Annotated in this window: 14 protein-coding genes; 5 read left to right on the top strand and 9 right to left on the bottom strand. The window is 68.3% G+C overall.

The genetic code is table 11. From position 1 onward, the window contains the following. Positions 1–5 precede the first annotated feature (5 nt). Positions 6–713 carry a GntR family transcriptional regulator gene (locus ABZW60_RS37575; protein ID WP_355485211.1) on the bottom strand — a complete coding sequence of 236 codons (708 nt, stop codon included), beginning with the start codon at positions 711–713 and terminating at the stop codon, positions 6–8. 123 nt (positions 714–836) lie between these two features. Between ABZW60_RS37575 and ABZW60_RS37580 the strand changes: the two genes are divergently transcribed. Continuing rightward, positions 837–1,928 (top strand): mandelate racemase/muconate lactonizing enzyme family protein, encoded by a 1,092-nt coding sequence (locus ABZW60_RS37580; protein ID WP_355485213.1) that lies wholly within the window; start codon positions 837–839, stop codon positions 1,926–1,928. A 13-nt stretch (positions 1,929–1,941) separates the two neighbouring features. Then, complete coding sequence (locus tag ABZW60_RS37585; RefSeq protein ID WP_355485215.1) at positions 1,942–2,781, top strand: amidohydrolase family protein; 840 nt, start codon at positions 1,942–1,944, stop codon at positions 2,779–2,781. 325 nt (positions 2,782–3,106) lie between these two features. Here ABZW60_RS37585 and ABZW60_RS37590 read toward each other — a convergent pair whose 3' ends face one another. After that, entirely contained in the window at positions 3,107–4,363 is a 1,257-nt protein-coding gene (locus ABZW60_RS37590; RefSeq protein ID WP_355485217.1) for a Fic family protein, read from the bottom strand. Between the two features lie 108 nt (positions 4,364–4,471). On the opposite strand from ABZW60_RS37590, the gene ABZW60_RS37595 reads away from it, so the two are divergent. After that, entirely contained in the window at positions 4,472–5,374 is a 903-nt protein-coding gene (locus tag ABZW60_RS37595; protein WP_355485462.1) for an aminoglycoside phosphotransferase family protein, read from the top strand. On the opposite strand, the gene ABZW60_RS37600 is transcribed toward ABZW60_RS37595, so the two are convergent. From ABZW60_RS37600 to ABZW60_RS37620, 5 genes are all read right to left on the bottom strand, one after another. Then, the gene (locus ABZW60_RS37600) at positions 5,333–6,382 is read right to left on the bottom strand and encodes a DNA polymerase IV (protein ID WP_355485219.1); all 1,050 of its coding nucleotides are present in this window, start codon (positions 6,380–6,382) and stop codon (positions 5,333–5,335) included. The two genes, ABZW60_RS37595 and ABZW60_RS37600, sit on opposite strands and share 42 nt — an antisense overlap. Positions 6,383–6,427: 45 nt before the next feature. Beyond that, positions 6,428–7,249: an ABC-2 family transporter protein gene (locus ABZW60_RS37605; protein WP_355485221.1), complete on the bottom strand. Its 822-nt coding sequence runs from the start codon at positions 7,247–7,249 to the stop codon at positions 6,428–6,430. After that, entirely contained in the window at positions 7,246–8,058 is an 813-nt protein-coding gene (locus ABZW60_RS37610) for an ABC-2 family transporter protein (RefSeq protein ID WP_355485223.1), read from the bottom strand. Before ABZW60_RS37610 ends, ABZW60_RS37605 begins: the two co-directional genes overlap by 4 nt. Beyond that, positions 8,058–9,059: an ATP-binding cassette domain-containing protein gene (locus ABZW60_RS37615; protein WP_355485224.1), complete on the bottom strand. Its 1,002-nt coding sequence runs from the start codon at positions 9,057–9,059 to the stop codon at positions 8,058–8,060. The genes ABZW60_RS37610 and ABZW60_RS37615 overlap by 1 nt, the downstream gene beginning before the upstream one ends. A 199-nt stretch (positions 9,060–9,258) precedes the next feature. Then, positions 9,259–9,723 carry a GNAT family N-acetyltransferase gene (locus tag ABZW60_RS37620; protein WP_355485226.1) on the bottom strand — a complete coding sequence of 155 codons (465 nt, stop codon included), beginning with the start codon at positions 9,721–9,723 and terminating at the stop codon, positions 9,259–9,261. A gap of 61 nt (positions 9,724–9,784) precedes the next feature. Between ABZW60_RS37620 and ABZW60_RS37625 the strand changes: the two genes are divergently transcribed. Then, the gene (locus ABZW60_RS37625; RefSeq protein ID WP_355485228.1) at positions 9,785–10,195 is read left to right on the top strand and encodes a PaaI family thioesterase; all 411 of its coding nucleotides are present in this window, start codon (positions 9,785–9,787) and stop codon (positions 10,193–10,195) included. Between the two features lie 3 nt (positions 10,196–10,198). On the opposite strand, the gene ABZW60_RS37630 is transcribed toward ABZW60_RS37625, so the two are convergent. Beyond that, on the bottom strand, positions 10,199–10,555 hold the full coding sequence (locus ABZW60_RS37630) for a zf-TFIIB domain-containing protein (protein WP_355485230.1): 357 nt from the start codon (positions 10,553–10,555) through the stop codon (positions 10,199–10,201). 63 nt (positions 10,556–10,618) lie between these two features. After that, positions 10,619–12,520, bottom strand: coding sequence for a penicillin-binding transpeptidase domain-containing protein (locus tag ABZW60_RS37635; protein ID WP_355485232.1), 1,902 nt, complete (start codon positions 12,518–12,520; stop codon positions 10,619–10,621). Positions 12,521–12,680: 160 nt separating this feature from the next. Here ABZW60_RS37635 and ABZW60_RS37640 point away from each other — a divergent pair, with 160 nt between their 5' ends. Next, positions 12,681–13,079: an L-rhamnose mutarotase gene (locus ABZW60_RS37640; protein ID WP_355485234.1), complete on the top strand. Its 399-nt coding sequence runs from the start codon at positions 12,681–12,683 to the stop codon at positions 13,077–13,079. The last annotated feature ends 64 nt before the right edge of the window (positions 13,080–13,143 follow it).

A 13,143-nucleotide genomic window follows, 5' to 3' on the forward strand; every position in this document is an offset into this window, starting at 1 on the left:
CTGGATCAGTCAGACTTGGTCGTGGCGTCGAACATCGGCCGCAGCCGGGCGCGGGAGGCCTCGATGTGCGACCGCATCGCCGCGGACGCCTCCTCCGGATCACCCTTGCGGACGGCGGTCACCACTGCCTTGTGCTCTCGCAACGCCTTCGTCGCGATGCCGCCACCGTAGTACAGCCGGAACAGGTGCAGGTGGCAGTGTGTCCGCTGGAAGGACAGCCGGGCCGTTTCGTTCCCGGACAGCTCCAGCACCAGGTCGTGGAACCGCTGGTCGTGCGCGGCCATCGCCCGGTAGCTCTCGTACGACGGGCGGTCCGGCACGTCGGTGTAGCTCAGCATCTCCGCCTTGAGCCGGGCCAGATCGTCGGCGCCCACCCGATCGGCGGCCCGCCCGGCCGCCCACGGCTCGATGTGCAGCCGGTACTCGAAGAGGTCCTCGAACTCGTCGCGGGTCAGCCGGGACGACACCCGGTACCCCCGCAGCGGCTCCTTGATCACCAGGCCGTCGGACTCCAGCCGGGCCAGCGACTCCCGGATCGGGGTCTGCGAAATGCCCAGCTCACGGGTCAGCGCGTCGATGTTCAACCGGGTCCCGGGCTCGACCACGCTGTCCATGATCAGGCCCTTGACCGTCTCGTAGACGTCGTCGCTGAGCACCTGACGCTGGGGCAGGCGGCTGAGCTGCCCGGCCAGACCTACATGCGCATCAGTCACCTTCACTCCTCCCGGGAAGCATTCTGCCCGACGGGCAGTCCGACTCGCGGTCCGTCTTGACGCGTCCAGTGTGAAGCGGCAGCATCAGGTTGCGCAATATCCTATAGGATCTTGGGAGGCAATGTGAGTACGGCGATCGTCCGGGCCGAGGCCTATCTCGTCGACCTCGAGGTCGAGACCGTCCGGACCGACGCCGTGCAGTCGTTCCTCAAACAGGAGACGATCTTCGTCTCGCTGTCCACGGCGGACGGGCTGACCGGGCTCGGGTACTCGTACACGATCGGCACCGGCGGCACCGCCGTCCTCGCGCTGCTCCGCGACCACCTGCTGCCGCGCCTGGTCGGTGCGGATGCGCGCAACGTCGAGGCGGTCTGGTCCGACCTGTTCTGGTCCACCCACGCCACGACCGTCGGGGCGATCACCTCCCTGGCGCTGGCTGCCGTCGACACGGCGCTGTGGGACCTGCGGTGCCTACGGGCCGGGGAGCCGCTGTGGCGGCTGGCGGGCGGGTACCGGCAGCGCGTGCCGCTGTACGACACCGAGGGTGGTTGGTTGCACCTGACAACCGATGAGCTCGTCGCCGGCGCGCTGGCGTCGCAGAAGGCCGGCTGGCCTGGGGTGAAGCTGAAGGTCGGGAAACCGCGGGTCCACGAGGACCTGGAGCGGCTACGGGCCGTCCGGGACGCCGTCGGACCCGCGATGGACATCATGGTCGACGCGAACCAGTCGATGACGTACCCCGAGGCTCTCCGCCGGGCCGCGGCCTTCGAGTCCGTGGACCTGTCCTGGTTCGAGGAGCCGCTGCCGGCCGACGACGTGACCGGACACGTGCGGCTCGCCGCCGGGACCTCGATTCCGATCGCCGTCGGTGAGTCGCTGTACTCCGTCTCGCAGTTCCGGGAGTACGTCGCTGCCGGTGGCGCGGGGATCGTCCAGGTGGACGTGGCGCGGATCGGCGGCATCACGCCGTGGCTGAAGGTCGCGCACCTCGCGGAGACGTTCAACCTCGAGGTCTGCCCGCACTTCCTGATGGAGCTGCACGTGAGCCTGACGGCCGCCGTACCCAACGGCCGGTACGTCGAGCACATCCCGCAACTGCGGGCGATCACGTCGACCGAGATGGATATCGTCGACGGGCACGCGGTCGCTCCGGACACCCCCGGTCTCGGAATCGACTGGAACCAGGACGCCATCGACGACCGCCGGGTCGGATGAGGAGAGGCTGCTGATGAGCAGGGTCGACGCACATCACCACGTCTGGGACCTGACCGTGCGTGAACAGTCCTGGATGGTCGGACCGGAGCTGGACCCGATCCGGCGCAACTTCTCCCTGGAGGACCTGACCCCGCTGGCGACGGCGGCCGACGTCACCGCAACGGTCCTCGTGCAGACCGTCGGGCTCGTCGAGGAGACTGCCGAGTTCCTGGAGATTGCCTCTGGCAACGATTTGGTGGCGGGTGTCGTGGGGTGGGCCGACCTCACCGCGGCTGATGTCGCCGACGTCCTCGACGGATTGTTGTCCCGTCCGGACGGCTCGTATTTGAAGGCGATCCGGCATCAGGTCCACGACGAGCCGGACGTGAACTGGTTGCTGCGCCCCGACGTACAGCGGGGTCTGGCGGCTGTCGCGGAGGCTGGTCTGGCGTACGACCTCCTCACGAAAACCCCACACCTCCCGGCGGCGATCCAGACGGCGCGCAACCTGCCGCAGCTCACCTTCGTCGTCGACCACATCTCCAAGCCCGTCATCGGCGAGCCGTTGTCGCCGTGGGCTTCGCACCTCCGCGAGCTGGCTGCTCTCCCCAACGTCACCTGCAAACTCTCCGGCATGGTCACCGAGGCCCCGTGGACCACCTGGAAACCCGCTGACCTCCAGCCGTACGCCGACACCGTCCTGGACGCCTTCGGCCCCGACCGAGTCATGTTCGGCTCCGACTGGCCAGTCTGCCTACTCGCCGCGACATACGCCGAGGTGGTCGAAACCGCCCAAACCCTGACCGCCGCCCTGACCCCCACCGAACAAGAAGCCATCTTCACCACCACAGCCACCCACACCTACAAGCTGTAGCCCCCCGCGCGCTACGCAGGCGCTAACTTCGTCGCTACGCTCCTCACCGCGCCCGCTCCACGCGCTACCCACCCACCCCCGGCTTAGCGCCGTGCATCCGCGTCCGGCTGGCGCCGGCTCGTTGCGGGCTGCCGCCCGCGATTCGCGCTGCCGCGCAGGCGACTACAAGGCCGGCGTGGGCGTGGCAGTGCGTCATGTGGCGACTATGCACTTGTTCGAACGGCTTGCGCCGCTGGCCCTGCGCCGGTCGGCTGGGACCCGACAAGTCTGATCTATTCCGCCGTCCGGTGGGATCCAGGCCCGAACTCTGAACGCCGCGGGACTGTCAGCCGCGGCGGCCGGAGCGGGAGGCGAAGTTGTCGAGGGCGGAGATGACCTCGTGTGCGATCCAGGCTCGGTCGCGCTTTCCCGTCGAGATCTGCTTGAGGACTTGCGCTTCGACGAGTTGGTCGACGGCGCGCTGTGCGGCCGGTTGTGAGACGTCGAGGTGGTTCTGGATGTGCTTGACGGTGACCGCGGGCTGGCTGAGCAGGTGTGGCAGGAGGCGGCGGGCGGCAGAGCCCTTTCGGGACGGGACAATCTCCTGCCAGGTCGCGTAGATCCCGGTGAGGTCGCCGACCAGTCGCCGGCCGTTGCCCACGGCAGCGAATGACGCGCGGCTGAACTGCGTGATGATCGGCGTCGGGTCACCCTCGCGGTACGAACCGAGCGCCGCGAAGTATGCATCGGTGTCGGTGAGCAGGCCCGCCGAGACCGGGACCGTCAGGCGCCGGGTCACGCCGGAGCGGCGCAGCATCGCATGCACGAGCGTCCGGCCAGTACGTCCGTTCCCGTCGTTGAACGGGTGGATCGTCTCGAACTGGGCGTGCGCGATCGAGACCTGGGTGAGGACTGGAATGTCGGTCCGCTTGCAGAACGTGACGAGATCGTCCATCAGCGCCGGGACCCGTTCGTGCAGTGGAGGGACGAACGTCGCGGTGTGCGGGGTCGGGCCGCCACCGATCCACACCTGGCCGTCGCGCAGTCGTCCGGGGAGTGCGTACGGCTGGTCGTGCATCAGTGCGCGGTGGGCGGCGAGGATGGAAGCCGTACTGAGGTCATCGGCGAGGTCGATCGCCTTCTGCATGGCCTCTACGTTGGCGGCGACCATTTGTGCGTTCTGCCCCGCGGACTCGTTCAGCGTGGCGATGGCCAGCGCCTTCGCTCCGGCTGTCACCCCTTCGATCTGCGACGACGACGCCGACTCGGTGCGCAGCAGGACCACGGCGAGCGGCGCGAGCTCGCCGTCAGCGCGCGGCAGGGACGCGGCCAACTCGGCATCGAACCGAGAGATCTCGACCAAGGCATCTTCAGCTTCGGCGGCGACAGCGGAGGGGATGTCGAAACCCATGCCGGAGATGGCGGGCGGGATGGAGGCCAGATACGGGCCCTGTGCCTCGGCCCGTTCACGACGGGACATGGGAGTATCGCCCTCGTCCCAGTCGCAGCGCTCCCAGCCGACCGCGAGCTGAGGCTCAGTGGGTTGGTGCACATTGTCCACTATACAACTTTCTTTCAATAAAGTTATATAAGCGAGGGGCAAGTGGAGTTTCAGCCTTTTTCGCGGGACGTCGGCGCGTTTCAGCGTGGGCTGACGGGTGCTGAGGTCGAGGCTGTTTGTCGGCGGGCGTTCGGGGTGGGCGGCGTGCCGGTGCGGGCTGTTGAGCTGGGGTTCGGTGGGTACAACAGCGTTTATCGGGTCGAGCTGGCGGGGTGGGACGAGGCGGTGGTTCTTCGGGTTGCGCCGGAGGCGGGGGTGCAGTTCGGGTCTGAGCGGGGGCTGATGCGGAACGAGTACGCCAGCCTCCCCTGGCTCGCGGGGATTGCGGAGCTGATGCCGCGGGTGCTGGCTGTGGACTGGTCGCACGAGGTGGTGGATCGGGACTGGATGATTCAGAGCTGCTTGCCCGGTGTGCCGGCGCCGGAGCAACTCGGGCGGTATCCGCGGGCGGGGCGTACGACGTTCTTCCGGCAGCTCGGCGCGATCGCGCGGACCGTGCACGACGTCCGCGGGCCGCACTTCGGGCGCCCGGGCGGGCCGGCGTACGCGTCCTGGAGCGAGGTCGTGATCGCATCGCTGACGCAGATCGCCGACGACATCGAGCAGGTGGGACTCGACGCGTCCGACGTACGAGAGGCGGTCGCGTTGGCGGCAGAGCACCGGGCGACGCTCGACGAGGTGCGGGAGCCGCGGCTGTTGACGGGTGATCTGTGGACGGTGAACTGCCTCCTGGACGCCGACGCGCCCGAGCCGCGGATCTCCGGAGTCCTCGACTTCGACCGGACCGAGTTCGGCGATCCGGCGGCCGACTGGACGATCCGGATGGCGCAGGCGAAGGACGACGAGCGGGAAGCGTTCTGGCAGTCGTACGGCGATCTGGACCGATCGCCGGACGCGACCCGGCGAGCGGCGATCTACGAAGCCCGCCACCTCGCGGCGATCCGCCTGGAGCGGTATCGGCTCGGCAAGCATGAAACCGTCAAGGAAAGCTACGACGCGATGGCGAAGGTCCTAGCTGTCGGGCGGGACGAATTCCACGCGGACACCCAGTAGCCGGATCGGGCGGCGTAGTTCGAACTTGTCCAGCAAGGTCAGCGCGGTGGCTGCGACGACCGACGGGTCTTGGGTCGGCTCGGGGAGTTTGCGGCTCTTGATCGGGGTGTAGAAGCTGATGAAGCGGATCTTGACCGATACGCGCTGGATCGTGCGGCCGTCGGCGACGACCTCCTGGGTGACCTCGGTGGCGATGCGGTGGAGCTCGCGTTCGATGTCCGGCCGTTCGACCAGGTCGGTGGCGAAGGTTTCTTCGTGGCTGCGGGAGACGGGTTCGCGGGGTACGTCGGTGACCTCGGTGTCGCCCAGGCCGCGGCCCAGGGCGGCGTACCAGGTGCCCATCTTCGGGCCGAAGCGTTTCTTCAGGACGTCGAGGTCGGCGGCGGCGAGGTCGGCGACGGTGGTGATGGCCAGTTCGGCGAGGTTGCGCTCCATCCGGGGGCCGATGCCCCAGAGGTCGCGGACGGGGCGGTGGTCCATCACCTCGCGCCAGTTGGCGGCGGTCAGGCGGTAGATGCCGGCTCCGCCCGCGGCGCCTTCGAACGGTTCGGCGTGGGACCGTTCGTGCTTGGCGAAGCCGGTCGCGAGTTTGGCACGGGTCTTGTTGTCGCCGATCCCGACCGAGCACGTCAGTCCCGTCTGCGCGGCCACGGCCGACCGCAACGAACGAGCCAGCGATTCCGGGTCGTCGGTCTCGGCGCCGACGAAGCACTCGTCCCAGCCCCAGACCTCGACGACGACCGGGAAGGACCGCAGCGTGTCCATCACCTCGGTCGACGCGGCTTCGTAGGCGGCCGGGTCCGACGGGAGGAAGACGGCCTCGGGACACTTCTTGTACGCCGCCCGCACCGGCATCCCGGAGTGCACGCCGTACTCCCGCGCCTCGTACGACGCCGTGGCGACCACCTGCCGTGGCTGGGTCGGGTCGCCGGACCCGCCCACCACGACCGGCAGCCCGCGAAGCTCAGGCCGCCGCCGGATCTCGACAGCAGCGATGAACTGATCCATGTCCACATGTAGGAGCCACCAGCTCATAGCTGACAGGTAACCACATCAGCTGGACGCACTGGAGTACGTCAGCAGCCCGCGCCGCCACACCAGCCGCACCAGCCCTTGAGCCACGACCGCGAGAGCGACACCCGTCGCCACCGTCCCCCAGCCGAGATCGCCCGACAGCGCCTGCACCGGGAACGTCGTCGCGAACGCCACCGGGAACGCAAACGTCAGGAACGTCCGGACCGCGACCGGGAAGAAGACCAGCGGGTACCGCCCGGCTTCCATCAGGTTCAGGTACACGAACCCGATCGGGTTCACCGACTGCAGCCAGAACGCCAGGAACGACAGCGCCGACCAGACCGCGGTCAGCAGCACCAGACCGCAGACGACCAGCACAACAGCCTGCACGACCTGACCGGCGCCGAACGCGATGTCCGCCTGCACCAGGCCGATCACCAGCACAACGATGCCACTGGCAACGTTCGTCAGCTCCGCGACGTTGATCCACCGCAGGGTCAGGTAGAACTGGCTCGACACCGGCCGCAGCAGCACGCCGTCCAGCTCGCCCTCGGTCAGGTACGTCGTCATCCGGTTCAGGTTCGGCGCGACGAACGTCGCCATCAGCCCGGTGACGATCTGGAACACCCCGACCAGCGCGATCACCTCGGCCCGCGACCAGCCGTGCACCTCGTTCGTGAACCCGAACAGCAGCAGCGTCGGCACGATGCCGAGCCCGAGCTGTACCAGGCCGACGAGCAGTGTGGTCAGGAAATGCGCACGGAAATGTGTTTCCCGCACCACGGCCTGCGCGAAGAAGCGCCGCCACAGCCGCAGATGCCGCCATTGCTTGTGCCACCAGGTCGGGTCCAGCGTGTTCATGCGCCCACCGCCGAGTACGCACGGATCCCGGCGGACCACACCAGCCGGGCGATCGCCGCGAAGACCACGACGTACCCGAGCTGGATCCCCAGCCCGACCAGCAGTTCGCGCCCGGTCAGCTGACCCGCGACGATCTCGACCGGGAACGACACCGTGTACCGGAACGGCTGGTGGTCGACGAATCCCTTGGACCACGCCGGCATCAGCGCCAGCGGGACGACGGCGCCGGACAGCACGCTCGCGACGATCACCCGGGCCTGCACGAGCGCGCTCACGTCGTCCATCCAGAACGCCAGGGACGCGATCAGGATGTCGATCGTGAACACCAGCATCGCCCCGAGCAGGATGCTGACCGCGAACAGCGCCCAGCGTCCCGGTCCGGCCGGGATGGTCATCGAGTCACGGAAGATCCACCAGACGATGCCGATCATCGGCACCAGCGCGAACAGTTTGAGGAACTTCTCCGACAGGTTGTTCGCGACGAACCCGACCAGCAGCGACGCCGGCCGGATCATCCAGCTGGACAGCTTCCCGAGCCGGATGTCCTGGGCCAGGAACCCCGCCATCCACGACGACGTCGCCATCGTGACGAAGCCCAGCAGCACGAAGTACGTCGTGACGTACCGCTCGTCGACCGGCAGCTGGGCCCCGCTCGCGAGCGCCGTCCGCCAGATCAGCAGCGAGATGATCGGCATGGTGATGTTGGCCAGCATGAAGATGATCCACGCGCCGCGGTACACCGACTGCTGGGCGATCTCGGCCGCGGTCATCCGCCGTACGACGCGGACGTTGCGCGCCATCGTGCTCATCACGCGTCTCCGAGCGTGCTGCGGCGCAGGAACAGGTCGCGCATGATGTCCTCGATGTCCGCGTCCGACACGTCGAGGTCGACCAGCGGGCCGAGCCGGGTCAGTTGCTCCATCACCACACCGGCCTGCTCACGGTCGGCCTCGAGCTCGATCGTCTGCCCGGACGCCTCGACCGCGGCCACGCCGTCCAGGCCGCTCAGCGGGCCGGCGTCGACCGAGGTCGCGTACGTCGCCCGGACGAGCTTGCGCGGACGCGCCGTACGGACGAGCTCGTCGAGCCCGCCGTCGAACTGCAGCCGGCCGTGGTCGATGATCATCACCCGCGAACAGAGCGCCTCGATGTCGTCCATGTCGTGGCTGGTGATCAGGATCGTCGTCCCGCGCACCTTGTTCAGGTCGGCGAGGAACGAGCGGACCCGGGCCTTCGCGACCACGTCCAGGCCGATCGTCGGCTCGTCCAGGAACAGGACCTCCGGGCCGTGGACGAGCGCCGCCATCAGCTCGAGCTTCATACGCTCGCCCAGTGAGGTCTTGCGGACCTGCACGTTCAGCAGGTGCTCGACCTCGAGCAGCTCCGCGAGTTCCGCGACGTTGCGGTCGAACTCGGCGGTGGACAGGCCGTACATGTCCTTGTGCAGCAGGAGGCTCTCCATCGCCGGGACGTCCCACCACAGCATGGTCTTCTGGCCCATGACGAGCGCGATGCGGCGCAGGTAGTCGTGCTTGCGGTCCGACGGCGTGTGGCCGAGCACCTGCAGCTCGCCGGAGGTGGTGTAGAGCAGGCCGGACAGCATCTTCAGCGTGGTCGTCTTGCCGGCGCCGTTCGGCCCGAGCAGTCCGACGACCTCGCCCGGCCCGATCGAGAAGGTGACCCGGTCGACGGCGAGCCGGGTCTCGTACTTGCGTTTCACCAGGCTCTTCAGCGCACCGCCGAGCCCGGCGCGCTGCTGGTGAAAGGTGTAGGTCTTGGTCAGATCATGGGCCGAAATGACAGGCGTCACGAAGCAACACCGCTTTCGAAAATGTCGGTTGATTGCAGGACCGGGCAGCGCCACCGCGCAAACGCGCAGAGCGCAGGACGAGCACCGAATCAGCCGTTATCTCGGCGTGGTGTCGACATCGCTCCCTGTGGGTCCTTCCGACGTGCGGCTGCCACCGACCACGGTAAGCCGTGCCGGAAAGCGCCGTCCAGCGGCTTTTTCAGAGGTCCTTGCGCATCTGCTGCGAGATCACCGCGTAGCCGAGCGAGTCGTACAACGCGATCGCGGTGGTGTTGTCGCCGAAGACGTTCAGGTCCAGCTGCGTGTAGCCGAGCCGGCGGCACTCCTCCTCGCCGGCGAGCATGATCGCCCGGCCGTAGCCCTTGCCGCGATGGGCGCGGTCCACCTCGATGCCGAAGATGAACGGCACCTTCGCCTTGGTGCTGATCCACAGACTGCCCACCGGCTCGTCGCCGGCGACGGCGATCCAGATCAGCTGCTGATCGGTCGCCGGGCCTTCGGGCAGCAGTTGCTCGGTCTGCTCGTACGCGACGGCGAGCGCCTCGTCCGGCGTCAGCCCGCGGGCCGGTCCCACACCGGCAGCGAACGACGCGGCGGCGCGCTCCATCCAGCTCGGGTACTCGTTATCGGTGATCGGGCGCAGGTGCGCCGTCTGTGTCGTCACGTGCTGACCTTAGGCCCTGTCTGGTGATCCAGACAGGACCTAACCGGGTTAGCTTGATCGCATGGAGCTGACTTTCGAACTGGCCGCGAAGGTGCTCGCCGAGCAGCCGTTCAGTGTGCTGCTGGGGACCCGGCTCACCTCGTTCGGCGATGGTGCGGCGACGCTCGAGCTGACGATCCGTGACGAGCTGCGGCAGCAGAACGGCTTCCTGCACGGCGGTGTCCTGAGCTACGCCGCCGACAACGCGATCACGTTCGCCGGCGGGTCGGCCCTCGGCCCGGACGTGCTGACCGGTGGCTTCACGATCAGCTACCTCCGACCGGCGCAGGGCGCCGTGCTGCGGGCCGAGGCCAGGGTCGTGCACGCGGGCGGCCGGCAGGCGACCTGCACGTGCGATCTCGTCACCCTGGACGAGAACGGCGACGGCACCCTGTGCGCGATCGCCCAGGGCACCGTCGTCGGTCGTCGGTGACGCTCAGTCGAAGAGCTCTTCGAGGAACGACTTCTTCTTTTTCTTGTGCTGGTACTGGTTGCCGTAGCGCGGGTCGTAGCGGCGGTCGTCGTCGTACCGCCGGTCGTCACGGCGATCGTCACGGCGATCGTCACGGCGATCGTCACGGCGGTCGTCGTAGCGGCGCTTCTCCTCGTACCGCTTCTCCTCGTACCGCGGCTCCTGCGGGGCGTTGTACTTGAGCTCGGCGTCCACCAGGTGCTCGAGCTCACCCCGGTCGAGGAAGATGCCGCGGCACTCACCGCACTGGTCGACGGTGATGCCGCTGCGCTCGTACGTCCGCATCGCGCCACGGCATTTGGGACAGATCAGGCTCTCCATCCGGCAACGGTAAGTGACGAAATCCCCGTCCGGCCGCGCTTTCAGCCAACTCTCAGGAACTTCCTACTTGAAGCTGGACAGGAAGGTCTTCAGGATCGGGCCCGCCGTGTGCGAGCCGGACTCGCCGCCCTCGACGATCACCGCGAAGGCGATGTCGCCGCGGTAGCCGGCCATCCAGGCGTTGGTGGCGACCTTGCCGTTGACGACGACCTCGGCGGTACCGGTCTTCGCGGCGACGGCGCCGTTCCCGGCGAGCACCTTCGCGGTACCGCCGGTGACCGTCGTCCGCATGAAGGTCCGCAGCGCCGCCACAGTTGCCGCGGGCAACGGAGAGGCGGCCGCGCCGGCGGCGTCCTTGCCCGGCACCAGCACCGGCTTCATCGCGGTCCCGTGGTCGACCGCGGCGGCGACCAGCGAGATCGCCAGCGGGCTCGCGGTGACGGTGCCCTGGCCGATCATCGACGCGGCCTCCTCGACGTCGTCCTTCGGCGCCGGGACCTGGCCGCCGTACGCCGAGAGCGACAGGTTCAGGTCGCGCCCGATACCGAACATCGCCGCGGCCTTCGTCATCCCGTCCTTCGGCAGCCGCGCGTGCTGCGAGATGAACGCGGTGTTGCAGGACTGGTTGAACGCCTGCTGCATCGTGCCGTTGCCGTACGCCTTCAGCGCGTCGTAGTTCTTGAACGTCTTGCCGAACACGTTGATCGTGTTCGAGCACGGCAGCGGCGTCGCCGGGGTCAGCCCACTGCCCAGCAGCGCGGCGGAGGTGACGATCTTGAACGTCGAACCCGGCGCGTACCGGCCCTGGAAGGCGCGGTTGTAGCTCGCCACCTGCGGCCCGTTCGCCGCGGCCAGGATCTGGCCGGTCGAGGCCTGCACCGCGACCAGTGACGCCGGCAGCTTGCTCGTCGCCAGCGCAGCCTCGGCGGACTTCTGCATGGTGGTGTCCAGCGTGGTCTTCACCGGCTTGCCGGCGGTGCCCTTCTGGCTGAACACGGTCTTGATGGTCAGCTTGGTCTTGCCGTCGCGCAACGTGACCGTGCCGCCCGGCGTACCGGCGAGCTGCTGCTGGAACGCGTACTGCAGGCCGGTCGTGCCGACCTGGTCCTGCGCCGACGCGGTCGGGCCGGCGTTCTTCAGGGTCTCGTCGGTCGCGGTCTTCATGGTGCCGATGAGCGACCGGGCGAAGGTCGCGGTCGGCGGCAGCGACTGCGTGCCGCCCATGGTGAGGATGCCGGGCAGCTTGCTCATCGTCGGCCGCAGCGCCTCCCACTCCTCGGCGCGGATCGTGATCGCGTCCACGAACTGCCCGGCCGGCGCCGCCTTCGCCCGCGCCGCGAGCTTCGCGCCGTCCACGTCGAGGTACTTCGTGAACGCGGCGTACGTCGCGGCCGTCGCCTTCGTGCCCGACGCGACGCCGACGATCACGACCGCGCGGTTCGCGGTCAGGGCGACGCCGTTGCGGTCCAGGATCGAGGCCCGGGCCGGCAGCGCGCGGACCCGCTTGAGGTAGTTGGCGTCGCCCAGCCCGGGGTAGATCGTGTCGCCCGACGCCTTGATCTTCCATGCGTCGCCGGTCTTCACCGCGGTCGCCGTACTGGTCCACTTCATCGCGCCGATCCCGCGCAACTGCGCCTCGACGGCGAGCTCCTGGGTGCAGTTCGCGTCGTCGGTGCACTTCGGGTCGCCCTGCGGGGTGACCGTGACGGTGCTCGCCACCAGCGCGCTGTCGACGTCGTCGAGCCGCTTGCCGAAGACCGTCGGGTTGTCCGTGAGCGCACCGGCCGCGTCCGGCTTCCCGTCCGGGGCCCACGCCTTGACCCAGGCGTCGGCGAACTGCTTGATGACCGCGCCGGACGCCTTCTGCTCGTCGCTCCCGGATTTCCCGCCGCCGGACTTGCTGTCCGAACAACCAGCGGTGATCAGCAGACTACTCAGGCAGACGATGGCAGTGGTTCGCTTCACGTTCTCAACTCTCGCACGACGACGGATGGACACCGGGCACAGTCTTCGGCGTGTGGCTCCTGACCACGAGGGCGAAACTACTCAACCCGCCCAAGTACGACGCGCGCACCCGCTCGGGAGTTGGCGTCAGACGGTGGGCGAATCGGGACCGAGACGGTCCGTGTATCGGCCCACCCGGATTCTGGAACCGCGTTCCACGGGCGCCGTCGCGAGCGTATTCTGCTCCTTTGTGACCCGCCTTGCTCTGCACAGCCGCCTGATTCCCGGTACCGAAGAGGCCTACGAGATCGAGCACGCCCGCGTCTGGCCGGAACTGATCACGGTGATGCGCGCCGCCGGGATCAGCGACTGGTCGATCTGGCGCAGCGGCCGCGATCTGTTCCACCTGGTCGTCTCCGACGATTTCGAGGCCGCCGTCGCGCAACTCAAGAACGACCCGGTCGACCAGCGCTGGCAGCAGCACATGAGCCAGTTCGTCGAAGGCTTCGCCCAGAACCCTGAGGGCGTCGCCGGCCAGTCCCTGCGCCACGTCTGGACCATGAGCGAACAGACCGACTAGTACGAAGGTCCTAGCTGCTCAGGACCTTCTGTCGTGGCAGGGCCTCGGCTGCTGCGCGACCGTG

This window comes from Kribbella sp. NPDC003557 (assembly GCF_040610805.1).
In the GTDB taxonomy this organism is placed as follows: Bacteria; Actinomycetota; Actinomycetes; order Propionibacteriales; family Kribbellaceae; genus Kribbella.